The 22803-nt window shown below is 70.7% G+C and carries 19 protein-coding genes, 3 tRNA genes and 1 pseudogene; 10 read left to right on the plus strand and 13 right to left on the minus strand.

Annotated features, from left to right (window positions below):
• Nucleotides 1-252: 252 nt before the first annotated feature.
• Nucleotides 253-1113 carry a hypothetical protein gene (locus OKJ99_RS27800; RefSeq protein WP_326020412.1) on the minus strand — a complete coding sequence of 287 codons (861 nt, stop codon included), beginning with the start codon at nucleotides 1111-1113 and terminating at the stop codon, nucleotides 253-255.
• Nucleotides 1114-1326: 213 nt separating this feature from the next.
• Here OKJ99_RS27800 and OKJ99_RS27805 point away from each other — a divergent pair, with 213 nt between their 5' ends.
• Together OKJ99_RS27805 and OKJ99_RS27810 are read left to right on the plus strand one after the other, a co-directional pair.
• Nucleotides 1327-2469: a Leu/Phe/Val dehydrogenase gene (locus OKJ99_RS27805; protein ID WP_407700778.1), complete on the plus strand. Its 1143-nt coding sequence runs from the start codon at nucleotides 1327-1329 to the stop codon at nucleotides 2467-2469.
• A gap of 263 nt (nucleotides 2470-2732) precedes the next feature.
• Complete coding sequence (locus tag OKJ99_RS27810; protein ID WP_326020415.1) at nucleotides 2733-2996, plus strand: DUF3073 domain-containing protein; 264 nt, start codon at nucleotides 2733-2735, stop codon at nucleotides 2994-2996.
• A gap of 129 nt (nucleotides 2997-3125) precedes the next feature.
• Here OKJ99_RS27810 and purM read toward each other — a convergent pair whose 3' ends face one another.
• From purM to purS, 7 genes are all read right to left on the minus strand, one after another.
• Nucleotides 3126-4214: a phosphoribosylformylglycinamidine cyclo-ligase gene (gene purM / locus OKJ99_RS27815; RefSeq protein WP_326020416.1), complete on the minus strand. Its 1089-nt coding sequence runs from the start codon at nucleotides 4212-4214 to the stop codon at nucleotides 3126-3128.
• A gap of 34 nt (nucleotides 4215-4248) precedes the next feature.
• On the minus strand, nucleotides 4249-5775 hold the full coding sequence (gene purF, locus OKJ99_RS27820; RefSeq protein ID WP_326020417.1) for an amidophosphoribosyltransferase: 1527 nt from the start codon (nucleotides 5773-5775) through the stop codon (nucleotides 4249-4251).
• Nucleotides 5776-5859: 84 nt separating this feature from the next.
• Nucleotides 5860-6702, minus strand: a complete 843-nt coding sequence (locus OKJ99_RS27825; protein WP_326020419.1) for an META domain-containing protein — start codon at nucleotides 6700-6702, stop codon at nucleotides 5860-5862.
• A 58-nt stretch (nucleotides 6703-6760) separates the two neighbouring features.
• The gene (locus OKJ99_RS27830; RefSeq protein WP_326020421.1) at nucleotides 6761-7555 is read right to left on the minus strand and encodes a maleylpyruvate isomerase family mycothiol-dependent enzyme; all 795 of its coding nucleotides are present in this window, start codon (nucleotides 7553-7555) and stop codon (nucleotides 6761-6763) included.
• A 126-nt stretch (nucleotides 7556-7681) separates the two neighbouring features.
• Complete coding sequence (gene purL / locus OKJ99_RS27835; RefSeq protein ID WP_326020422.1) at nucleotides 7682-9931, minus strand: phosphoribosylformylglycinamidine synthase subunit PurL; 2250 nt, start codon at nucleotides 9929-9931, stop codon at nucleotides 7682-7684.
• Nucleotides 9928-10611: a phosphoribosylformylglycinamidine synthase subunit PurQ gene (gene purQ, locus OKJ99_RS27840; RefSeq protein ID WP_326020423.1), complete on the minus strand. Its 684-nt coding sequence runs from the start codon at nucleotides 10609-10611 to the stop codon at nucleotides 9928-9930. Before purQ ends, purL begins: the two co-directional genes overlap by 4 nt.
• Nucleotides 10608-10880 carry a phosphoribosylformylglycinamidine synthase subunit PurS gene (gene purS, locus OKJ99_RS27845; protein ID WP_266712288.1) on the minus strand — a complete coding sequence of 91 codons (273 nt, stop codon included), beginning with the start codon at nucleotides 10878-10880 and terminating at the stop codon, nucleotides 10608-10610. Before purS ends, purQ begins: the two co-directional genes overlap by 4 nt.
• A 340-nt stretch (nucleotides 10881-11220) precedes the next feature.
• On the opposite strand from purS, the gene OKJ99_RS27850 reads away from it, so the two are divergent.
• The 8 genes from OKJ99_RS27850 (at nucleotide 11221) to OKJ99_RS27885 (ending at nucleotide 15788) form a co-directional block, all read left to right on the plus strand.
• On the plus strand, nucleotides 11221-11541 hold the full coding sequence (locus tag OKJ99_RS27850) for a histone-like nucleoid-structuring protein Lsr2 (protein WP_326020425.1): 321 nt from the start codon (nucleotides 11221-11223) through the stop codon (nucleotides 11539-11541).
• A 134-nt stretch (nucleotides 11542-11675) separates the two neighbouring features.
• Nucleotides 11676-11747 (plus strand) — tRNA-Gly (locus OKJ99_RS27855).
• A gap of 52 nt (nucleotides 11748-11799) precedes the next feature.
• Nucleotides 11800-11872: transfer RNA gene (locus tag OKJ99_RS27860), tRNA-Gly, on the plus strand.
• 127 nt (nucleotides 11873-11999) lie between these two features.
• Complete coding sequence (locus tag OKJ99_RS27865; RefSeq protein WP_326020427.1) at nucleotides 12000-12980, plus strand: ABC transporter ATP-binding protein; 981 nt, start codon at nucleotides 12000-12002, stop codon at nucleotides 12978-12980.
• Nucleotides 12977-13759, plus strand: a complete 783-nt coding sequence (locus OKJ99_RS27870) for an ABC transporter permease (protein ID WP_326020429.1) — start codon at nucleotides 12977-12979, stop codon at nucleotides 13757-13759. Before OKJ99_RS27865 ends, OKJ99_RS27870 begins: the two co-directional genes overlap by 4 nt.
• 11 nt (nucleotides 13760-13770) lie before the next feature.
• Complete coding sequence (locus OKJ99_RS27875; RefSeq protein WP_326020431.1) at nucleotides 13771-15063, plus strand: sensor histidine kinase; 1293 nt, start codon at nucleotides 13771-13773, stop codon at nucleotides 15061-15063.
• A complete protein-coding gene (locus tag OKJ99_RS27880) occupies nucleotides 15060-15668 on the plus strand; it encodes a response regulator transcription factor (RefSeq protein ID WP_326020432.1) in 609 nt (202 codons plus the stop codon). Before OKJ99_RS27875 ends, OKJ99_RS27880 begins: the two co-directional genes overlap by 4 nt.
• Before the next feature lie 44 nt (nucleotides 15669-15712).
• Nucleotides 15713-15788: transfer RNA gene (locus OKJ99_RS27885), tRNA-Gly, on the plus strand.
• A gap of 68 nt (nucleotides 15789-15856) precedes the next feature.
• Here the strand turns inward: OKJ99_RS27885 and OKJ99_RS27890 are convergent.
• The 5 genes and pseudogenes from OKJ99_RS27890 to OKJ99_RS27910 all read right to left on the minus strand — a co-directional run.
• Entirely contained in the window at nucleotides 15857-16762 is a 906-nt protein-coding gene (locus OKJ99_RS27890) for a phosphoribosylaminoimidazolesuccinocarboxamide synthase (protein ID WP_326020434.1), read from the minus strand.
• Between the two features lie 99 nt (nucleotides 16763-16861).
• A complete protein-coding gene (locus tag OKJ99_RS27895; protein WP_326020443.1) occupies nucleotides 16862-18349 on the minus strand; it encodes a N,N-dimethylformamidase beta subunit family domain-containing protein in 1488 nt (495 codons plus the stop codon).
• A gap of 244 nt (nucleotides 18350-18593) precedes the next feature.
• Entirely contained in the window at nucleotides 18594-20402 is a 1809-nt protein-coding gene (locus OKJ99_RS27900) for a hypothetical protein (RefSeq protein ID WP_326020436.1), read from the minus strand.
• Nucleotides 20403-20730: 328 nt separating this feature from the next.
• Complete coding sequence (purD, locus tag OKJ99_RS27905) at nucleotides 20731-21990, minus strand: phosphoribosylamine--glycine ligase (RefSeq protein ID WP_326020438.1); 1260 nt, start codon at nucleotides 21988-21990, stop codon at nucleotides 20731-20733.
• A gap of 110 nt (nucleotides 21991-22100) precedes the next feature.
• Nucleotides 22101-22803 (minus strand): annotated as a pseudogene (locus OKJ99_RS27910) (DNA polymerase III subunit gamma and tau); the annotation flags it as partial.

Below are 22803 nucleotides of genomic sequence, written 5' to 3' on the forward strand. Positions count from 1 at the left end.
CCACAGTGACGATCAGTCACAGAGCGATCAGGAGCCATCAGACCCCCCAGCGGCAGTGCAATGCTGAGTAATCCGTCCATGGTTGGACTTAGTTGGACGGAAGGAGCCCTCCCCGGGCTCCTTGTCCTATTTTGGCACGAGGGGGGGTGATGGGCGCAAGGTCCCCGTAAGTGCTGTCCGTCACGCTTGAGGCAAAAGCCCGGATCAGGACCTAGGTCCTGAAGACCGGTGTGAGCGGCCTCACTTGGGGGTTCAGTTCGCGAACTGCCGGTCCCGCGCCACCCGCCAGCGTTCCACAAGCCTCGCGTACGCCTCTCCCGCACCGTCCTCGTCACCGACGCGCAGCGCCGCGATGCCCTCGGCGACATCCGCCGCCGAGTGGTCCTCCTCGAGGAAGTCCTGCGGCAGGGAGTGCACGAGCCCGCCGTAGTCGAGCTCGACGTACGAACGGGGGTGGAATTCCTCGAGCCAGCGCCCCACATCTACCAGGCCGTCGATCAGGGGGCCTTCCTCGATCGAGTCCTTCAGCGCCTTCAGACCCCGCGCGATCCGGCGCCTCGCCTGCACCATCGGCGTGCGATAGCGGAGCCGCGGGACGCCGACACCCTCCGACCCGCTCTCGTCGCTCTTCTGCTCGTACTCGCGCTCGTCGTCCGACACGAGCACGAACCAGTTGATCGGCACCTGCCACGTGGACGTACGGATCCAGGGCCGGGCGTCGGGGTTGCGCTCCAGCCAGCGGTCGTAGTCGGCGGCCGACTGCCGGCGCACCACCGGGGGGATCGCCGCGTCCAGGACCGGCGCCGGCAGCTCGCCCGGCAACTCGTCCAGGGCCTGCCAGCCGCGCAGCCGCGTGCGCCACGGGCAGACGCACACCACCCCGTCGAGCACGATCACGAACGCGTCGTCGCTCTCGTGCACCGGCACGGGAACCGGCGGCGTGGGCAGCAGATCGGCCAGGGAACGGCGCAGTTCGTCCTGGTAGGAGGGGAGAGTCTCGCGTTTCGCGTAGCGCTCCCAATGGCCGCGTTCGGGCTGCGGGAAGGCTGCGAGGGGCTCGTACACGCGCAGATACGCCGCGTACGGAACGGTCACCGAGGACACCTTGGGCACGGCTGCTCCCTCCCCCGCCCACCGGCTGGAAAACACTGCAAATCGTCCCACGTGGCGACGCGGCGGGATTCGGCCCTACTTCCGGCGCCCACGGGCGCGCGAGGGTGATCCTGAGCACTGCGCCCGTGGCGGGCCCGCGCACGCTCTAATCTCTTGCCCACAAGCACCGACGGAAGGCCCGCCACCCGCACGGGATTCCGCCCAACCGCCGCTATGTACTTGGGAGTCACCACAGTGACCGATGTGACCGGCGACGCTGTCACCACCTCTGGCACCTCCGTAGCCTCCGGCGTTCTGCACACGCTCTTCCATTCGGAACAGGGCGGCCACGAGCAGGTCGTCCTCTGCCAGGACCGCGCCAGCGGCCTCAAGGCCGTCATCGCCCTCCACAACACCGCCCTGGGCCCGGCCCTCGGCGGCACGCGCTTCTATCCGTACGCCTCCGAGGAGGAAGCGGTCGCCGACGCGCTGAACCTCGCGCGCGGCATGTCCTACAAGAACGCCATGGCCGGGCTCGACCACGGTGGCGGCAAGGCCGTGATCATCGGCGACCCGCACACGGTGAAGAGCGAGCAGCTGCTGCTCGCCTACGGCCGGTTCGTGGCCTCGCTCGGTGGCCGGTACGTGACCGCGTGCGACGTCGGCACGTATGTCGCCGACATGGACGTCGTGGCGCGCGAGTGCCGCTGGACCACCGGGCGCTCCCCCGAGAACGGGGGCGCGGGCGACTCCTCCGTACTCACCGCCTTCGGCGTCTTCCAGGGCATGCGGGCCAGCGCCCAGCACCTGTGGGGCGATCCCACGCTGCGCGGCCGCAAGGTCGGCATCGCCGGTGTGGGCAAGGTGGGACACCACCTCGTCGAGCACCTCCTGGAGGACGGTGCCGAGGTCGTGGTGACCGACGTCCGCGAGGAGTCCGTGCGGCAGATCACCGACCGGCACCCCGAGGTCACGGTCGCCGCCGACACCGAGGCCCTGATCCGCGTGGAGGGGCTCGACATCTACGCGCCCTGCGCCCTGGGCGGCGCGCTGAACGACGACTCCGTGCCGGTGCTGACCGCGAAGGTGGTGTGCGGCGCGGCGAACAACCAGCTCGCGCACCCGGGCGTCGAGAAGGACCTCGCGGACCGCGGGATCCTCTACGCGCCGGACTACGTGGTGAACGCGGGCGGCGTCATCCAGGTCGCCGAAGAGCTGCACGGCTTTGACTTCGACCGGTGCAGGGCGAAGGCCGCGAAGATCTTCGACACGACGCTTTCCATCTTTGCCCGTGCGAAGACGGATGGGATTCCGCCGGCCGCGGCGGCCGACCGGATCGCCGAGCAGCGGATGGCCGAGGCCCGCGGGCGGGGCTGATGGGGCCCGGCGCGTAACGAGCATCACGCCCCTCGGCGGGTCGCTCGTCAGGAAGAGGTTAAAATCGCAGCTGACCAGCGAGGAAGGGGCTCCTGGCTGGTCCTGCGCGCAGGCGCGTCCTGCGGGCGACGTACCGTATGGGCGTGGGCTCAGGTACCGTGGAAGCCCTACGGACCGGTCTCCCTACGGGGAGTCCGTTCTAGATCATGTACGCGTGTCAAGACTCTGGGGCCATGAAGCCCCATCACCGAGGGGGTCGAGCCATGGGGCGCGGCCGGGCCAAGGCCAAGCAGACGAAGGTCGCCCGCCAGCTGAAGTACAACAGCGGCGGGACTGACCTGTCGCGTCTGGCCAACGAGCTAGGCGCATCCACGTCGGATCCAGTATCGAATCAGCCGCCGAACGGCGAGCCTTTCGAGGATGACGACGAGGAAGACGACCCGTACGCCCGCTACGCGGATACGTACGACGAGGACGAGGACGGGGACGGCGAGTCCGGTCCTTCGTCACAGCGCCGCGGCGCTTGACCTCGTAACACGTCAGCGGCGTCGCAGTCGCTGCACTTCACCCGGTCCGGGGTGGTCACCACGCCGGACCGGGTTTTGTGCTGTCCGTACAGCTGTCCGTGCACGGGGGCGAGGGCGCCCCCACGGGGACTACTTGGCGTAGTCCCCGGTGAGCTCGGCGCCCGTGCTGTGCTCGCCGCGCTCGACGATCTCGCCGGCCACCCAGGAGTCCACGCCGCGGTCGGCCAGGGTCGCCAGGGCGACCTCCACCGACTCCTGCGGGACGATCGCCATCATGCCGACGCCCATGTTCAGCGTCTTCTCCAGCTCCAGGCGCTCGACCTGACCCTTCTTTCCGACCAGGTCGAAGATCGGGTCCGGGGTCCACGTGGAGCGGTCGACCGTGGCGTGCAGGCCGTCCGGGATCACGCGGGCCAGGTTCGCCGCGAGGCCGCCGCCCGTGATGTGGCTGAAGGCGTGGACCTCGGTGGTGCTGATGAGTGAGAGGCAGTCCAGGGAGTAGATCTTCGTCGGCTCCAGGAGCTCCTCACCGAGCGTGCGGCCGAGTTCCTCGACGTGCTCGCCCAGGTCCATCCCCGCGCGCTCCAGGAGCACGTGGCGGACCAGTGAGTACCCGTTCGAGTGAAGACCGGAGGACGCCATGGCGATCACCGCGTCACCCGTGCGGATGCGATCCGGGCCCAGCAGGTTGTCGTGCTCCACGACGCCCGTGCCGGCGCCCGCGACGTCGAAGTCGTCCGGGCCGAGCAGACCGGGGTGCTCCGCGGTCTCGCCGCCGATGAGGGAGCAGCCCGCGAGGACGCAGCCCTCGGCGATGCCCTTCACGATGCCGGCGACCCGCTCGGGGTGGACCTTGCCGACACAGATGTAGTCGGTCATGAAGAGCGGCTCGGCGCCGCACACCACGATGTCGTCCATGACCATCGCGACGAGGTCATGGCCGATCGTGTCGTAGACGCCCAGCTGGCGGGCGATGTCGACCTTCGTGCCGACGCCGTCGGTGGCCGAGGCGAGCAGCGGGCGCTCGTACTTCTTCAGGGCGGAGGCGTCGAAGAGACCGGCGAAGCCGCCGAGGCCGCCGAGGACCTCGGGGCGCTGCGTCTTCTTCACCCACTCCTTCATCAGCTCTACGGCGCGGTCGCCGGCTTCAATGTCGACACCTGCTGTTTTGTACGAAGCAGTCGCGTAGGAGGCACCGGAGGACTGGGTCTCAGACATTGCCTGGGATCTTTCGGGTTGGGTGAATCGGGGTCTACGGGCGACGGATCGCGTCGGACGCAGCCGTGGACGCAGGACCTGCGGCCAGTTCCGTCTCCAGGAGCTGCTTGCCGAGGAGCTCCGGGTCGGGAAGGTCCATCGGGTACTCACCGTCGAAGCAGGCACGGCAGAGGTTCGGCTTGGCGATGGTGGTCGCCTCGATCATGCCGTCGATGGAGATGTACGAGAGCGAGTCGACCCCGAGCGAGGTGCCGATCTCCTCGACCGTCATGCCGTTGGCGATCAGCTCCGCGCGGGTCGCGAAGTCGATGCCGAAGAAGCAGGGCCACTTGATGGGCGGCGAGGAGATCCGCACGTGGATCTCCGCCGCGCCGGCCTCGCGGAGCATGCGGACCAGGGCGCGCTGGGTGTTGCCGCGCACGATCGAGTCGTCGACGACGACCAGACGCTTGCCCTTGATGACTTCCTTGAGCGGGTTCAGCTTCAGACGGATGCCGAGCTGGCGGATCGTCTGGGAGGGCTGGATGAACGTGCGGCCGACGTAGGCGTTCTTCACCAGGCCGTTGCCGAACGGGATGCCGGAGGCCTCCGCGTAGCCGACCGCGGCCGGAGTCCCGGATTCCGGGGTGGCTATGACGAGGTCGGCGTCGGCCGGGGCTTCCTTGGCGAGCCGGCGGCCCATCTCCACACGGGAGAGGTACACGTTCCGGCCGGCGATGTCCGTGTCGGGACGGGCCAGGTACACGTACTCGAAGACGCAGCCCTTCGGCTTTGCTTCGGCGAAGCGGGACGTTCGCAGGCCATTCTCGTCGATGGCGACGAACTCGCCCGGCTCGATCTCGCGGACGTACGCGGCGCCACAGATGTCGAGCGCCGCGGACTCCGAGGCGACGACCCAGCCGCGCTCCAGGCGGCCGAGGACCAGCGGGCGGATGCCCTGCGGGTCACGTCCTGCGTACAGCGTGTTCTCGTCCATGAAGACGAGCGAGAAGGCGCCCTGGACCTGGGGCAGCACCTTGGCGGCCGCCTCTTCCACGGTCAGCGGCTTGCCGTCCTCGTCGACCTGCCCCGCGAGCAGGGCCGTCACCAGGTCGGTGTCGTTGGTGGCCGCGACCTGGGTCGCGCGTCCACTCTCCTTGGGGAGCTCGGCGACCAGCTCGGCGAGGTGCGCCGTGTTGACCAGGTTGCCGTTGTGCCCCAGGGCGATCGAACCGTGCGCGGTGGCCCGGAACGTCGGCTGGGCGTTCTCCCATACGGAGGCCCCGGTGGTCGAGTAGCGGGCGTGACCGACCGCGATATGACCTTGCAGGGACCCTAGGGATGTTTCGTCGAAGACCTGGGAGACGAGTCCCATGTCCTTGAAGACGAGGATCTGGGAGCCGTTGCTGACCGCGATTCCCGCGGATTCCTGGCCCCGATGTTGGAGGGCGTAGAGCCCGAAGTAAGTGAGCTTGGCGACCTCTTCACCCGGAGCCCAGACACCGAAGACGCCGCAAGCGTCCTGGGGGCCTTTCTCGCCGGGGAGCAGATCATGATTGAGTCGACCGTCACCACGTGGCACGCAACCGAGTGTAGACGTGATCCCCCAGTGGTCCGAATTGGGGACCGGGGCTACGCGGGTTGACCGGGGCGGATGTGACCGAACTCATCGGCCGGGGGAGCTGTCGGCGGCTGTGAGCCCGATTCCGGTGCCGTCCGGCTTCTTCAGCGTGAGGGCGTCGCCCTGGATGTCGTAGGTCGCCTTGTTCTTCAGGACGTCGAGCATCGCCTGTTCGACCTCGCCCGCCGCCCCGATACAGCCCATACGAGTGCTGGTCAGGGGCCCGAAGGTGATGTGCCCTTCCTTGACGGTGGCCTCGGCGCGGCCCTGGTTGCAGCCGAGTCGGGCGCTGACGTGGCCGTCCTTCTCGAAGACGAGGCGGGCCCTGCCCTGGGCGGCCTTCGGCAGGGACCGGGTGGCGTCGTCGGCGCTCAGGCTGGTGACGTTCCACTTGGTGCCGGCCAGCTCGGCGTCACGCTGTTTGGCGAGGGTGACGGTGTCGCCGTTCGCTCGTGTGAGAGTCAGCCGGTCGTTCTTCTCCCCGGCGGCCCTGAGCGTGTTCTTGTCGGCGAGGGCGCGGGCCAGGGTGTCCTCGAAGGAGCGGACGTCCTTGCCCTCGCAGAGCATCATGGTCCGCTTCGCCTTGCCGAGGTCGACGCTGTCCCCGGTGACCGCTGCCTCGGCGTCGAAGTGGTTGCAGCCGTAGTTGCCGCGCACCCGCTCGTCCGAGACGAACTCGAGGTAGGCGCTGCCCGGGGCCTTCGTCGTCCGCCCGTCCACCGTCACGCTCTGCACGCTCCAGTGGACGCCGGTTATCGGGGCTCCCCCGGCCTTCTCGGCGCCCGGGGCCTTCTCGTTTCCGCAGGCGGTCACGGTGGCCAGCGCGGCGAGCGGCAGGGCTGCGGTGCTGATCAGGGCACGTGTACGGGATGTACGTAGCGTGAGCATGGCAATGGGACGTGGCGCGCCGCGTTCCGGTTCCGGCCCGCCGTGCGTCCCGTGCGCATCACGCCATGATCGGCAGCAGGCCCGCCAGGTCGGCCCGCTCCCCGCTCGCGCTCACCAGCGCGTCCTCGACCGCCGCAGGCCAGGTCGTACGCCCCGTGGCAAGCCGGATCCAGGTGAGCGGGTCGGTCTCCACGACGTTCGGCGGGGTGCCGCGGGTGTGCCGGGGGCCCTCGACGCACTGCACGACGGCGAACGGCGGGATCCGGACCTCGGTGGAGGCGCCGGGGGCCTTGGTGGCGAGGGCGTCGGCGAGGATCCGGGTGCAGGCGGCCAGGGCCTGGCGGTCGTACGGGATGTCGAGGCCCGGCACGGCGTCGTTCAGGTCGTCGGTGTGCACGATCAGCTCGACGGTGCGGGTGGGCAGGTAGTCCGCGAGCGTCATGTTGCCGGTGCGATTGGCGACGAGTGCGTCGCCGGAGTGGTCCGCGAGGGCTCGTTCGAGGCTCTGCCCGGCCTCGGCGTAGAGCGTGGCGAGGTCGTTGTCCGCCGCGAGCCCCGTCACGTACTCGGCGATGTCCCGCGCGTACGGGGCCGAGGTCACCGGCCAGTCCTGCGGCGTGAGTTCGGGCTTGGCCGGGCCGGCCGCGGCGAGCCCACGGGCGACCGCGCTCGTCGCCATCGTGATGTGCGCGGCGAGCTCCCGCACGGTCCAGTCCCCGAGCCGCGTCGGCCCGGCGAGCTGCTCGGACGTGAGCGTCCCGACCGCCTTGCGCACGTTGCCGAACTGGGCCAGAACGGCGGCGCGGGTCTTGTCGGGGTGGTAGACGCGGGACTTCCTCTTGGCCGGTGGCATGGAGCGAGCCTACGACCACCTCAAGCCCCGCCGGCGATTGAGGCGCGGGGTCCGGGGCGGAGCCCCGTGGCGTGTGCCCCGCCTACCGATACAGGCGGGCGGGGCACAGGGTCACACGGGAACGCGTTACGCCAGCAGCGCCGGGATCGTGCCCTCGTGCGCCGTACGCAGCTCGTCCAGGGAGAGCGCGAACTCGCCCTGAATGTCGACGGAGTCACCGTCCACGACACCGATGCGGGTGACGGGCAGACCCCGCGCACCGCACATGTCGTTGAAGCGGAGCTCCTCGCTGCGCGGGATCGACACGATCGCGCGGCCCGCCGACTCCGAGAAGAGGAACGTGAACGCGTCCAGGCCCTCGGGGACGATCAGGCGTGCGCCCTTCCCCCCGAGCAGCGCCGACTCGACCACGGCCTGGACGAGGCCGCCGTCGGACAGGTCGTGCGCGGCGTCGATCATGCCGTCGCGGGAGGCCGAGATGAGGATCTCGCCGAGCAGCCGCTCGCGCTCCAGGTCGACCTTGGGCGGCAGACCGCCGAGGTGCTCGTGGACCACCTGCGACCAGGCCGAACCGCCGAACTCCTCGCTGGTGTCGCCGAGCAGGTAGAGGAGCTGGCCCTCTTCCTGGAAGGCGACCGGGGTGCGGCGGGCGACGTCGTCGATGACACCGAGCACGGCCACGACCGGCGTCGGGTGGATCGCCGCCTCGCCCGTCTGGTTGTAGAGCGAGACGTTGCCGCCGGTCACCGGGGTGCCGAGCTGCTGGCAGCCGTCCGCGAGACCACGGATGGCCTCGGCGAACTGCCACATGACGGCCGGGTCCTCGGGCGAACCGAAGTTCAGGCAGTCGGAGACGGCGAGCGGCTTGGCACCGGTCGTCGCGACGTTCCGGTACGCCTCCGCGAGGGCGAGCTGCGCGCCCGTGTACGGGTCGAGCTTCGCGAAGCGGCCGTTGCCGTCGGTCGCGATGGCGACGCCGAGCCCGGTCTCCTCGTCGATGCGGATCATGCCCGAGTCCTCGGGCTGCGCGAGGACGGTGTTGCCCTGCACGAAGTGGTCGTACTGCTGGGTGACCCACTTCTTCGACGCCTGGTTCGGCGAGGAGACGAGCGCGAGGACCTGGTCCTTCAGCTCGGCACTCGACGAAGGACGCGGCAGCTTGCCCGCGTCGTCGGCCTGCAGCGCGTCCTGCCAGTCGGGGCGGGCGAGCGGGCGCTCGTAGACCGGGCCGTCGTGGGCGACCGTGCGCGGGTCGACGTCGACGATCTTCTCGCCGTGCCAGAAGATCTCCAGGCGGTCGCCGTCGGTCACCTCACCGATGACGGTGGCGATGACGTCCCACTTCTCGCAGATCTCCAGGAAGCGGTCGACCTTCTCGGGCTCGACCACGGCACACATGCGTTCCTGCGACTCGCTCATGAGGATCTCCTCAGGAGAGAGCGTGGAGTCGCGCAGCGGTACGTCGTCCAGCTCGACGCGCATACCGCCCGAGCCGTTGGACGCCAGCTCGCTGGTGGCGCAGGAGATACCGGCCGCGCCGAGGTCCTGGATGCCGACGACGAGCTTCTCGGCGAAGGCCTCCAGGGTGCACTCGATGAGGAGCTTCTCCTGGAAGGGGTCGCCGACCTGCACGGCGGGACGCTTCGACGGCTTGGCGTCGTCGAAGGTCTCCGAGGCCAGGATCGAGGCGCCACCGATGCCGTCGCCGCCCGTGCGGGCGCCGTACATGATGACCTTGTTGCCGGAGCCCGACGCCTTCGCGAGGTGGATGTCCTCGTGCCGCATGACGCCGATGGCACCGGCGTTGACCAGCGGGTTGCCCTGGTAGCAGGCGTCGAAGACGAGCTCGCCACCGATGTTCGGCAGGCCCAGGCAGTTGCCGTAGCCGCCGATGCCGGCGACGACACCGGGCAGCACGCGCTTGGTGTCGGGGTGGTCGGCCGCGCCCATGCGCAGCGGGTCCACGACCGCGACCGGGCGCGCGCCCATCGCGATGATGTCGCGGACGATGCCGCCGACACCGGTGGCCGCGCCCTGGTAGGGCTCGACGTACGACGGGTGGTTGTGCGACTCGACCTTGAAGGTGACGGCGTAGCCGTTGCCCACGTCGACGACGCCGGCGTTCTCGCCGATGCCGACGAGCAGCGCGTCGGTCTGCGGTGCCTTCTCGCCGAACTGGCGCAGGTGGACCTTGGAGGACTTGTACGAGCAGTGCTCGGACCACATGACCGAGTACATGGCGAGCTCGGCGCCGGTGGGACGGCGGCCGAGGATCTCCACGACCCGCTCGTACTCGTCCTTCTTCAGGCCGAGTTCGGCCCAGGGCAGCTCGACGTCGGGAGTCTTCGCGGCGTTCTCTGTGGTGTCGAGGCTCATGAGGCGGCGACCAGCTTCTTGAGGATCGAGGTGAAGAACGGGAGGCCGTCGGTGCGGCCGCTCCCGATGAGGGGCTCGACGGCGTGCTCCGGGTGGGGCATCAGACCGACGACGTTGCCCGCCTCGTTCGTGATGCCGGCGATGTCACGGAGCGAACCGTTCGGGTTGACGTCCACGTACCGGAACGCGACGCGCCCTTCCGCCTCCAACATGTCGAGCGTGCGCTCGTCGGCCACGTAGCGGCCGTCCATGTTCTTCAGCGGGATGTGGATCTCCTGCCCGGCGTCGTAGTCGGCGGTCCAGGCGGTGTCCGCGTTCTCCACCCGCAGCTTCTGATCGCGGCAGATGAAGTGCAGGTGGTCGTTGCCGAGCATGGCGCCGGGGAGCAGGTGGGCCTCGGTGAGGACCTGGAATCCGTTACAGATCCCGAGGACGGGAAGGCCCGCCTTCGCCTGGTCGATCAGCGTCTCCATGACGGGCGAGAAACGCGAAATGGCGCCCGCGCGCAGGTAATCGCCGTAGGAGAAACCACCGGGCAGGACGACCGCGTCGACCTGCTTCAGGTCCTTGTCCTTGTGCCAGAGCGCGACCGGCTCCGCACCGGCAAGCCGGATCGCACGCTGGGTGTCGCGATCATCGAGGGAACCGGGAAAGGTGACGACGCCAATACGAGCGGTCACTTTTCGGCCCCCACCGCGGGCTCTTCCACCTTGACGGTGAAGTTTTCGATCACGGTGTTGGCGAGGAAGGTTTCCGCCAGCTCATGGATACGGGCAAGAGCGGCGTCATCCACCGGCCCGTCCACTTCGAGCTCGAAACGCTTTCCCTGACGTACGTCGGAGATGCCGTCGAAACCGAGGCGCGGCAGCGCACGCTGCACCGCCTGGCCCTGGGGGTCGAGGATCTCCGGCTTGAGCATGACGTCGACTACGACGCGTGCCACTGGCACTCCCGGTGTGTGGTTGAGCTGGTCCGTTCAGCGTACCTGCCCAAATTTTCTACTCGCGTAGACAGTAGGAAGCTACGAGATGCGGATCACGTTATGGCAACGACATGAGATCCCCACGGAAAATTAAGGGAAAGACTCCGGATAACCACCCCGCGAGACACACCGAGACTTTTAACTGGTCTTCCCACTGCATTGCCGGACAGGGTAAAAAGGAAATGGCAGATACAGGCACTCGGCCTGAACTCGGGGCACCGCATTGCCCGGGCATTGCCTGACAACAGCTGGACAGTCTGCATCACCGCACGTCAAAGCGGGGTGCTGGACGAAGGGACCGATATTCGTGGCGCAGCGTGTCGTGGTCACCCTCTCTGACGACATCGACGGCGGGGAAGCGGCGGAAACCATTCGCTTCGGTCTCGACGGCTCGTCGTACGAGATCGACCTCAATCGAGCCAATGCCCATCAGCTGCGCGAGGCGCTGGCCCCCTACCTGGAGGCGGGCCGCAAGCGTTCCGGGAAGACCGGCAAGGCGTACAAGCGCACCGATCTGAGCCCCGACCCGGCGGCCGTCCGCGCCTGGGCCCGCTCGAACCACTTCGACGTGCCGCCGCGCGGCCGCATCCCGAAGCGGGTCTACGAGGCCTTCGCCGAGGCCAACTGAGCCGGCGGGCCCGCGCGTCCTTCGCGGTCAGAAGCCCCTCGCGGCAACCGACTTGCGCTGCACCCCCGAGGGTCGGCTAAAGTCTGGAGCACGCCGAGGGGCGAGGCCGCAGGGCCGGACCTCACGGAGTACATGCGGGTGTAGTTCAGTAGCAGAACATCCCCCTTCCAGGGGGAAGGCGCAGTGTGCAATTCCTGTCACCCGCTCTGCATCGCGTACCGAGCACTTCGGTGAGTACGGTAGGCTGATGCAAGCAGTGCGAACGTAGCTCAGTTGGTAGAGCGCAACCTTGCCAAGGTTGAGGTCGCGAGTTCGAACCTCGTCGTTCGCTCAGAGAACGAAAGCCCCGGTCCTCGGACCGGGGCTTTTGTCGTTCCCGCCGCCCTTCTGACATTTGTCATGCGAGCCGATGACAGCGCGCACTGCCGACGCCCCGCGTCGGGCGGAAGGCTTGAGGCATGACCACAAACGAGCGCGTGATCGATGTCACTGATCTGCGCCGCGTGTACGGGGACGGCACGAAAAGTGCTTACGAAGCGGTGAGCGGAGTCAGCTTCTCCGTGGGCCGCGGCGAACTCTTCGCACTCCTCGGCACGAACGGCGCGGGAAAGACCTCCACCGTCGAACTCATCGAAGGACTCGCTGCCCCGGCCGGTGGCCGGGTGCGGGTGCTCGGGCACGACCCGTACAGCGAGCGGGACCGGGTGCGGCCGCGGATCGGGGTGATGCTCCAGGAGGGCGGCTTCCCCTCCGAGCTGACCGTCGACGAAACCGTCCGCATGTGGGCCGGGTGCACGAGCGGGGCCCGGCCCGCCGCCGAGGCCCTGGAGCTGGTGGGGCTCGGCCGCCGCCGCGAGGTGCGCGTCAAGCAGTTGTCCGGTGGCGAGAAGCGGCGGCTCGACCTCGCGCTCGCCACCCTCGGCCGGCCCGAGGTGCTCTTCCTCGACGAACCGACCACCGGGCTCGACGCCGAAGGGCGCCAGGAGACCTGGGAGTTGGTGCGACGGCTGCGCGCCGACGGCACCACCGTCCTGCTGACCACGCACTACCTCGAAGAGGCCGAATCGCTCGCCGACCGGCTCGCGATCATGCACGAGGGGCGGATCGCCGCCACGGGCCGCGTCGACGAGGTCGTCGCCTCGCAGCCCTCGCGCATCACCTTCGACCTCCCCGACGGCTACTTCGTGGGCGACCTGCCGCCGCTGGACTCCCTCGGGGTGACCGGCCACGAGGTCGAGGGCCGGCAGCTCCTGCTGCGCACGGACGAGCTCCAGCGGGCCGCGACCGGACTGCTCCTGTGGGCGCGGGACGCGGGCGTCGAACTGCGGCGCCTCGACGTACGGGGCGCGTCCCTGGAGGAGGCGTTCCTGCGGATCGCACGGGAGGCCAAGGGCTCCGCCGACCGGCCGGAGAGCCGACAGAAGGAGATGGCGCGATGAGCACGGCGACGATGACCACGACCCCCGCCGGACGGCTGTGGGCGCTCGCGCGGGCCGAGTTGACACTGCTGGGGCGGAGCAAGGGCGTGCTGTTCACGGCGCTGTTCGTGCCGCTCGTGCTGCCGTTCAGCATCAGCAGCTCGATGAAGAACGCGAATCTGGAGAAGTCCGGGGTGAGCCTCGGCGCCACCGTGCTGACGTCCGCGATCTGCTTCTCGCTCCTGTTCGCCGTGTACAGCGCGCTGGTCAGCGTGTTCGCCGCACGGCGCGAGGAGCTCGTCCTGAAGCGGCTGCGCACCGGCGAGCTGCGGGACGCCGAGATCCTCGCCGGGGCCGCGCTGCCCTCCGTCGCCATCGGCCTGGCGCAGACCGTCGTCCTGGCCGTCGCCGTCACGACCGTGATGGATGTCGGCGCCCCCGAAGCCCCTCAACTCGCCGTACTCGGCGTGCTGTTGGCCCTGCCGCTGTGCGTGGCGCTCGCCGCGCTCACCACCGTGTTCAGCCGCAGCGTGGAGAGCGCGCAGGTCGCCGCGATGCCGCTGCTGCTCGTCACGATGCTCGGCTCGGGCGGCATCGTCCCGCTTGAGGTCATGCCGGACGTGCTGGCGAAGGTGTGCGAACTGCTGCCGCTGACGTCGGCGCTCACCCTCGTACGAGGCGGCTGGAGCGGTGACCTCTCGGGCGCGGACACGATCCGGGCGCTGCTTGTCGCGGTGGCCTGGCTGGTCCTCGCGGTGTTTGCTGTACGACGGTGGTTCCGGTGGGAACCGCGGCGCTGAGAGGGGACGACGTGCGGGTTCGAGGGAGCTGGCGGGAGCGCAGCAAGGTCGAGCGGGTGGAGCTGCAGAGTCGGATCACCCTGCGCTTCGTCCACTGGTTCCTGTTCCTCGGCTGGTCGGCGAGCCCGCTGCTCTTCGCCTTCCGGCACGACCCCGTCGCCTACGCGCTGGCGCTCGCCCTCCTCGTGGTGGGCGTGCTCCAGTGCGTGGTGGCGCACCGGCACGTCGATGCCGCCCTCGACCAGTACCTGGGGCGCGGCACCGTGCCGCGCCGCCAACGGATCGCGGCCGCCGTGCTCGTCGCGGTCGGCCTGGCCCTCGTCACCGCGCTGTTCGCGGTGGACGCCCTGCACGGGGCGAAGGGCGACTCGATGGTGCTGCTGCTGCCGCTGCTGTTCGTGCCGGTGCCGTTCGGGTTCGCGTACGTGCTGACGACGCCGGCGAGAACGGCGCTGCGGCGGTGGGTCGCGGGCAGTGCGGTGATGGGCGGGGTGTTCGCGCTCGCCGGGGCGACGACGGGCCAGGCCATCGGCGGCGCCGCACTGCTGGCGGTGGCCGGCCCCTTCAGCATGATGACCGCGCGGTGCAGCGGCTGGAACCTCTCCGTCATGTGGGAGTCCGAGCGGGCCCGCGAGATCGAGGCCCGGCTCGCCGTCGCCGAGGAGCGGCTGCGGTTCGGGCGCGATCTGCACGATGTGATGGGGCGCAATCTGTCCGTCGTCGCGCTGAAGAGCGAACTCGCGGTGCAGTTGGCGCGGCGCGGGCGGACCGAGGACGCCGTGGCGCAGATGACCGAGGTGCAGCGCATCGCGCAGGAGTCGCAGAAGGAGGTCCGCGAGGTCGTACGCGGCTATCGCGAGGTCGACCTCGGCGTCGAACTGGCCGGTGCGCAGGGCGTGTTGAGTGCCGCCGGGATCGCGTGCACCGTCACCGGGTCCGCGGCGGGCCTGCCGGGCGAGGTGCAGTCGGCGCTCGGCTGGGTGGTGCGGGAGGCCACGACGAACGTGCTGCGGCACGGCGACGCGAAGTCCTGCCGGGTGGAGCTGGTGACCAGGGTGGAGGAGGTCGTGTTGACGGTGGAGAACGATGGGGCGGGGGCCGGTGCGGCTACGGGGTCCGGGAGCGGGCAGGGGTCCGGACTCGCGGGGCTGCGGGAGCGGTTGGCCGCGGTGAGCGGGGAGTTGGAGGCCGGGATGGTGCGGGAACGGGTGTTCCGAGTGGTGGCCTCCGTGCCGTTGACGCCTCGCGAGGAACGCGTGGCACCGGGGGCACAGCGGGAGCAGGAGCAGGAGAGCGCCCGATGAGCGTGCGTGTGCTGTTGGCCGATGACGAGCACCTCATCCGGGGTGCGCTCGCCGCGCTGCTCGCGCTTGAGGACGATCTCGTCGTCGTCGCCGAGGCGGCCACCGGGCCCGAGGCGCTCGCCATGGCGCGGGCGCACCGGCCGGACGTCGCCGTGCTCGATCTGCAGATGCCGGGCGCCGACGGTGTGAGCGTGGCCACATCGATCCGGGACGAACTGCCCGGCTGCCGCACCATGATCGTGACCAGTCACGGGCGTCCGGGGCACCTGAAGCGGGCCCTCGCCGCGGGCGTGCGCGGCTTCGTACCGAAGACGGTGAGCGCGCAGCGGCTCGCGGAGATCATCCGCACCGTGCACGCCGGAAACCGCTATGTGGACCCGGAGTTGGCGGCCGACGCGATCTCCGCGGGGGACACGCCGCTGACCGCGCGCGAGGCCGAGGTCCTGGAACTCGCGGCCGACGGTGCGCCCGTATCGGAGATCGCGGAGCGGGCCGCGCTGTCCCAGGGGACGGTCCGGAACTATCTCTCGTCGGCCGTATCGAAGCTCGGCGTGGAGAACCGGCACGCGGCGGTGCGTCTCGCGCGCGAACGAGGTTGGGTATAGTTGGCGTCGCGCCACGGCGCAGCAGCCCCGCGCAAGCGGAGCTTGCGAACGTAGCTCAGTTGGTAGAGCGCAACCTTGCCAAGGTTGAGGTCGCGAGTTCGAACCTCGTCGTTCGCTCCATTGAGAAAGGCCCCCGGTCCTCGGACCGGGGGCCTTTCTCTTTGTCATGTGGCTGTGCGGTGATGCGGTTACGCGTCCCAGCTCAGGCCGGTCAGCAGCTCGTACGCCTCGATGTACTTGGCGCGGGTCGCCGTGACGACCTCGTCCGGGAGCGCCGGCGGCGGCTGCTCGCTCTTGCGGTCCCAGCCGGAGGCCGGAGAGGTCAGCCAGTCCCGCACGAACTGCTTGTCGTAACTCGGCTGGGCGCGGCCCGGCTGCCACTGGTCGGCGGGCCAGAAGCGGGAGGAGTCCGGGGTCAGCACCTCGTCGGCGAGGATCAGCGAGCCGTCCTTGTCGAAGCCGAACTCGAACTTCGTGTCCGCCAGGATGATGCCGCGCTCGCGCGCGATGTCCCGGGCCCGGCTGTAGACGGCGAGGGTGGACTGGCGCAGCTGCGCGGCGGTGTCGGCGCCGACCTGGCGGGCCACCTCCTCGTAGCTCACGTTCTCGTCGTGCTCGCCGACCTCGGCCTTCGTGGCGGGCGTGAAGATCGGGGCGGGCAGCTCGGAGCCGTCCTCCAGGCCCTCGGGGAGGGCGAGGCCGCAGACCGTACGCGACTCGTTGTACTCGACCAGGCCCGATCCGGTGAGGTAGCCGCGGGCCACGGCCTCGACCGGGACCATGTCGAGGCTCTTGCAGACGAGGGTGCGGCCCGCCCAGTCGGCGGGGGCGCCCTCGGGCAGCTCCTGCGAGATGACGTGGTTCGGGATCAGGTCCTGGAGCTGGTCGAACCACCACAGGGACAGCTGCGTGAGGACCTTGCCCTTGTCCGGGATCGGGCTGGGCAGCACCCAGTCGTAGGCCGAGATGCGGTCGGTGGCGACCATGACGAGGTCGCCCGCCTCGTTCCGGTACAGGTCCCGCACCTTGCCGGTGTGGAGATGCACCAGGCCCGGCACCTGAACAGGCTCGGGCTTTTCGACGAATCCGGACATGGTTCCTCCCCGTGGGTCTGTACGAGTACCTCTGATTCTCCCGTACATGGGGGCGGGTTTTGGCCACGGGCCTCGCCGGGGGCTGTGGGCTCGGTCTCGTCAGTCGCGTTTGCAGATGCGGTCGAGGAGATTCGCCGTCGCCCGCTGGATCCGCGGGTCGACGTGGCCGGGGCGGTCCAGGGCAGGGGACCAGGCGAACGTCCCGGACGCGAAGACCAGCGCTCCGGACGGCGACCGGTACAACGATGTCTCCTGGTGCCTGCGGGCCTTGTCGCTGTCGCGGTACGGGGAGTGCGCGAGCAGGATGCGGTCCTGGTGCTCGGGCAGGGAGGTGCGCGGGAAGTAGCGGTCGGCCTCGCCGGCGACCAGCCCTGCTATCTCGTCCCCCTCGTGCGCGCCCGTCGCCTCCCACAGCCAGTGCTCCGCGTTCCGCACGATGAGGGGGTGCGGGTCGGGGACCCGGCCCGCGTACTGGATGCCCATCAGCTGCTGCTCCGGCTTGTCGATCTCCCGCCACAGCGCCGGCTTTCCGGGGCCCCTGCGCTTGCGGCAGGTGAGCAGCCGGTCCGGTACGCCGGAGGGGGCCGGGCCCAACTCGACCTGCCAGTACATGGTGTTGGCGGAGAGGAAGACGAGCGACGTCCCGTTCTCCCGGGCCAGCTCGGTCGTGCGGCGCATGTTCGCCGACCAGTACTCGTCGTGCCCGGGGAAGACGAGGCCCCGGTAGCGGGTCGGGTCGATGCGGCCCGCGTGCAGATCACGGGCGTCGGCGTACGCGAGGTCGTACCCGTACCGCTCGGCCCAGCGGATGAAGTCGTAGGCGTGCCCCACGTGCAGGGGGAGGCCCGCGCCCGCGTACGGGCGGTCGAAGGAGACCGTGATCGCGGCCTCGCTCTCGCCGAGCAGCCGGCCGTCGTCGTCCCACGCGTGGTACAGGCTGGCGCCCGTCCGCCCGTCCTCCGGGTAGAGGTTGTACGCCTGCCAGGTGATGTCCGGGAGCAGGAGCAGCAGGTCGGCGGGTTCGGCGTCGCGGACCGTGAAGGGGACGTGCGACCGGTAGCCGTCGAGCGTCGTGAGGACGGCGACGTACGCGCCGACATTCCAGTACGACGGGATCTGCAGCCGCCACGACAGCCACCAGTGGTGGCAGGAGACCGTGCGGTCAGCGGTCAGCGGGGCCGGCTGGACGATGCCGGACAGGCGCGGGCTCGTGGTGATCTTGCGGGCGCCGTCGCCGCCGTAGTGGCCGATGCGGTAGACGTCCACGGTGAACTGCTGGGGCGGGTCCACCGTGATGTGGAAGTCGATCGCCTCGCCGGGGGCCGCAGCGCCGGTCGAGGTGAAGCCCTTGATCTGGCGGCGCACGTCGTCGGCGGTGCGGGGGCCGCTGGTGCGGGGGGCCGGGATGTCGGGAACGCCGGGCCGGGTCACAGGGTCGACGTACCAGGGAACGACATGTCCGGTGTCGTCGAAATAGTGCTCACTTCCGCGCAGCCAGGGGAGCGGTCCCTGTCCGAACGGGTCCGTCACCGCGTGCGCCAGCGCGCCTGATTCCCAGCGGGGCGTATGTGCGCGGGGCGGGGGCATGTCGTTGCTCGCCAGGTCCTTCGGGTGCCCCTCCCGGTCCGACCCCATGCCCGCTCCCCTCCCTCGCTCCCCCGAGCCTCACTCACGGCCTCACTCACGGCCTCATGTCAGCGACCGATCCCAGCACATCACATTACGCACGCACTCCGTCACCGTTCGTCGCGAATTGGCGAGAGTGGAACGGTTCCCTCCGGATTTCCGGGAGTTGGGGTAGTTGGGGAGGCAGGGGGCCGGGCGGGGCACCTCACACGAGGCGCACCGGCTTCTCCGCGCGGACGCCCCGGCGGGTCAGCCAGTCCTTGAGCGGCTCCACGTCACCGTCCTCCACCAGGCTCAGCACGCGGGGGGTCAGGTCGGCCGTCCGCTCTCCGTCGACCAGGAGCGACGGGCCGTCGAGCCAGTCCAGGCCCGGCGCCGCGCCCGCCGTGTCCACGGCGGCGCAGCAGACCATCGCGGTGACGTGGTCGGCCAGCAACTCCCGCCCGGTGCGCGGCGGTTGCAGCGGGAACAGGGGCAGCGCGCCCTCGTCCCACAGTGCCCCGTCCGGACCGCCCTGCCCCGCCGGGGGACCGGCCTCCGCGGACCGCGCACTCTCCTCACGGGCCACCTCGGCGGCGAGGGTGGCGGACAGCGGGTCGAGAGGAGGCTCGTCCGGGTCGACCACATCGAGCGCCTCGGCGCTGGGCGCGGCCACCTCAAGCCCCGCTCCGGGACCAGAGCCGGCGGGGTCGGGGTCCGGGGCGGAGTCCTGAGGCGTGTGCTCGGAGGCCGCCCGCTCCTCCGGCGCCACCGCGAGGTGGTCAAGAACGCGGGCCAACGTCGGCCCCTCCGCACCCCCGGAGGGAACCCTTACGCCCAAGGTGTCCAGCACCCGGTGCAGACGGGCCGCGTCCATGCGCCACTTGCGGTCCACGACCTCCTCCGGATACTCCTGCCAGTCCACCGGCGCCCAGTCCGGGCCCCGCTCGGCGGGTCCGCCGTGGAAGAGGCGGGCGGCGAGCAGGGACGCCGCCTCGTCGACGGTGCCGGGCTCCTCCAGCAGGTCGCACGCGGGGCGCTCGCCGAGCCGTGCCGCGAAGGTCCCGTTCTGCGCAGCGAGGCGATCGCGCCGGGACAGCTCGGTCAGCGCCGCGACCACGCCCGCGTCGAGCCGGGCGGGCCAGCGGCCCATCCGCCAGGCGGGCAGCGCGACCCGCGTGAGCAGCCGGTCCCAGCCCGCGTACGCGAGCCCGACCTGCTCCTGGGCGACGATCCGCAGGCCGTAGTCCACCGCCTGGGCGCGCTCGGCCGCGGCCGCGGCGACGCCGCGCTCCATCTCCGCGGCGTGCACCCGGCAACCGGTCAGCAACAGCCGGGCGACCCGGCCGATGCCGCCGAGCACGACGCGGGCCACCGGCCCGCGGCCGTCGGCGGAGGAGACCGCGACCGCCGCGTCGAGGCCACGGATGAAGCGCCGGGCCGCCGCTATGTCGGGGTGCGCCGAAGGGCCCGTACCGGCGACGACCGGGGCCAGGACCGCACGCAGCTCACCCACCCGCATCCACCACAGGAACGGGGATCCGATGACGAGGACGGGAGCGGCGGGAGCCTTGGGATCACCGGCCCCGTCCGCCGCGCTCCGCCCGGGGGCGGCGCTCTGGGCGCCGCGCGCGGGTGGGCCGTGGGCCGGATGCGTACGGTCCTCGAGCCAGCTGTCGCAGTCCGGGGTGAGCGCTATCGCCGAGGGCGCCGGAACGTCGAGCCGGTCGGCCAGATCGCGCACCAGCCGGTACAGATCGGGGGCGGTCTTCTCGGCGATCGGGATCGTCGGGCTGACGGCCGGGCGGGCGCGCGCCACGACAAGGGCGACGGCGGCGGCCGCGATCAGGACGACGAGGGCGATCGCGCTCACGACGACGCGCGCGACGTCCCAGCCCCCGCCCGTCAGATGGCCGGTGGTGCCACCCGCGAGCAGCACCACGGAAGCTGCTGCGGGAAGCAGCGCGATGGCCGTCGCCCTGCTGCGGATGCGCAGCACGGCGAGGGCTCGGGCGCGCGCACTCTGCGCACCCATCTCCACACCCATACCGGACACGACCGATGTCACCCCCTGCTGCCCTTGCCTGGTGCCCAGCCAGGGGCCGAGGCCCACGGCAGAGCTCTGGTGGCGTTGCTCACTCCCCCACAATGGCACCCGCCACTGACATCGCAATGCCGGTGGTCCGTCTGGTTCTGCGCGGCTCGCACGGGTGCCGTAACTCCGTGCGCCGCACCTTAGTTGGGGGTTCCGGCCTCGTCAGCCGGTTGGGCCAGCGGTCACTCGATGGAATGGCTTTGGGCAGAGGTGGGTGACATCGGGCGCCGGGCAGGCGAGGGTGTGGCCTGCCCGGAACCGGTCACTGTCAGTGGCCCGAAGCCGCCTTCGCGGCGATGTCCGTGCGGTGCTGCGAGCCGTCGAGGCCGATGCGGTCCACGGCGGCGTACGCGCGCTCGCGGGCCTGCGTCAGGTCGCCGCCGACCGCGGTGACGGACAGCACGCGGCCGCCCGCGCTGACGACCGCGCCGCTCCCACCGTCGCGCTTGGTGCCCGCGTGCAGCACGTACGCGTTCGGGGCGTCCTGCGCGGCCACCTCGTCGAGCCCGGTGATCGGGTCGCCGGTGCGCGGGGTGTCGGGGTAATTGTGCGAGGCGACGACGACGGTGACGGCCGCGTCCTCGCTCCAGCGCAGCGGCTCGAGGTCGGCGAGCGTGCCGTCGGCCGACGCCAGCAGGACACCGGCGAGCGGGGTCCTGAGGCGGGCCAGGACGACCTGGGTCTCCGGGTCGCCGAAGCGGGCGTTGAACTCGATGACGCGGACGCCGCGGCTGGTGATCGCGAGACCGGCGTAGAGCAGGCCCGAGAACGGGGTGCCGCGCCGCGCCATCTCGTCGACCGTCGGCTGGAGCACCGTGTCGAGGACTTCGCTGACCAGCTTCGGGTCGGCCCACGGGAGCGGCGAATAGGCGCCCATTCCGCCGGTGTTGGGGCCCTCGTCGTTGTCGAGCGCGCGCTTGAAGTCCTGGGCGGGCTGCAGCGGGACGACGGTGGTGCCGTCGGTGATCGCGAAGAGGGAGACCTCGGGGCCGTCGAGGAACTCCTCGATGACGACGCGCTCACAGGCCTTCGCGTGGGCGCGGGCCTCCTCGATGTCGTCGGTCACGACGACGCCCTTGCCTGCGGCGAGACCGTCGTCCTTCACGACGTACGGGGCGCCGAACGCGTCGAGCGCCTCGTCGATCTCGGCCGCGTTGGTGCACACGTACGAGCGGGCGGTGGGGACGCCGGCGCCGGCCATGACGTCCTTGGCGAACGCCTTGGAGCCCTCCAGCTGGGCGGCCTCGCCGGACGGGCCGAAGACGGGGATGCCGGCGGCGCGGACCGCGTCGGCGACCCCGGCGACCAGGGGCGCCTCGGGTCCGACGACGACAAGGCCGGCCTCCAGCTTCTGGGCGAGGGCGGTGACCGCCGCGCCGTCGAGGGCGTCGACCGCGTGCAGCTCGGCGACCTCGGCGATGCCTGCGTTGCCGGGAGCACAGTGCAGGGCGGTGACGTCGGGATCGAGGGACATTGAGCGGCACAGGGCGTGTTCGCGGGCGCCGCTGCCGATGACGAGGACCTTCACGCCGGTCAGCCTATCCGCACGACCGGGGTGGTCTTGTACGGGCCGCTCAAGGCGGGAGGGGCGGGGGTTTGTGGGTTCCTCCAGCTTCCTGCCCTGGGCAACGGCCCGCGCTACTCGTTCGTGAACTCCTCGACCACCGTCGCGCCCAGTTCGCGGACGATCAGGTCGTGGCCCGACAGCGCGTTCTCGTCCAGGTCCGGGTCGTCGTCCTCCGGGATGTCGTCCTCCACCGATACGGAGCGGCGGGGCGGTTCCTGAGGAGCGGGGGCCGGGGCGGGCTCCGCTCTGGACGGAGCGGGCTGGGCGGACGACTGGGACGAGGACTGGGCCTGGGGCGCGGGGGCAGGGGCGGGCGCCGGTGCCGGGGCGGGCGCGGGGGCGTAGCCACCTCCGCCGTAGCCACCGCCTCCGCCGTATCCGCCGCCGGGGCCGGGCGGCGGGGGTGCGCCGCCTCCGCCGGAGGTGTCGACGACGGCGTCGATCTTCCAGTTCGCCCCGAACTGCTCGGACAGGGCCGCCTTCAGTACGTCCTCGCTGCCGCTGCTCACGAAGTTGTCACGGGCGCCCGCGTTCACGAAGCCGAGCTGGAGTGTGGTGCCGTCGAAGCCCGTGACCTGCGCGTTCTGGCTGAGCAGGATCCAGGTGAAGCGGCGCTTGTTCTTCACCGCCTCCAGGATGTTCGGCCAGAGCATGCGGGGGTCCGGACCGCCGGCCGGGGCCGGGGCCGGTGCGGCGGGCGCGGGCGTGGGATTGGGGGCCGGTGCCGACTGCTGCGGGGCGGGGCCGGGCGCCGGGGCCGGGGCCTGCGGTGCG

This window comes from Streptomyces endophyticus (assembly GCF_035798155.1).
Lineage (GTDB): Bacteria > Actinomycetota > Actinomycetes > Streptomycetales > Streptomycetaceae > Streptomyces > Streptomyces endophyticus.

Coding starts and splice junctions, on each gene's coding strand:
- OKJ99_RS27830 (WP_326020421.1), bottom strand. CDS start 7,555: ATGCCACCGGCCAAGAGGAAGTCCCGCGTCTACCACCCCGACAAGACC.
- OKJ99_RS27890 (WP_326020434.1), bottom strand. CDS start 16,762: ATGTCCGGATTCGTCGAAAAGCCCGAGCCTGTTCAGGTGCCGGGCCTG.
- OKJ99_RS27895 (WP_326020443.1), bottom strand. CDS start 18,349: ATGCCCCCGCCCCGCGCACATACGCCCCGCTGGGAATCAGGCGCGCTG.
- OKJ99_RS27865 (WP_326020427.1), top strand. CDS start 12,000: ATGACCACAAACGAGCGCGTGATCGATGTCACTGATCTGCGCCGCGTG.
- OKJ99_RS27870 (WP_326020429.1), top strand. CDS start 12,977: ATGAGCACGGCGACGATGACCACGACCCCCGCCGGACGGCTGTGGGCG.
- purL (WP_326020422.1), bottom strand. CDS start 9,931: ATGAGCCTCGACACCACAGAGAACGCCGCGAAGACTCCCGACGTCGAG.
- OKJ99_RS27880 (WP_326020432.1), top strand. CDS start 15,060: ATGAGCGTGCGTGTGCTGTTGGCCGATGACGAGCACCTCATCCGGGGT.
- OKJ99_RS27810 (WP_326020415.1), top strand. CDS start 2,733: ATGGGGCGCGGCCGGGCCAAGGCCAAGCAGACGAAGGTCGCCCGCCAG.
- OKJ99_RS27805 (WP_407700778.1), top strand. CDS start 1,327: ATGTACTTGGGAGTCACCACAGTGACCGATGTGACCGGCGACGCTGTC.
- OKJ99_RS27900 (WP_326020436.1), bottom strand. CDS start 20,402: ATGGGTGCGCAGAGTGCGCGCGCCCGAGCCCTCGCCGTGCTGCGCATC.
- OKJ99_RS27825 (WP_326020419.1), bottom strand. CDS start 6,702: ATGCTCACGCTACGTACATCCCGTACACGTGCCCTGATCAGCACCGCA.
- purM (WP_326020416.1), bottom strand. CDS start 4,214: ATGTCTGAGACCCAGTCCTCCGGTGCCTCCTACGCGACTGCTTCGTAC.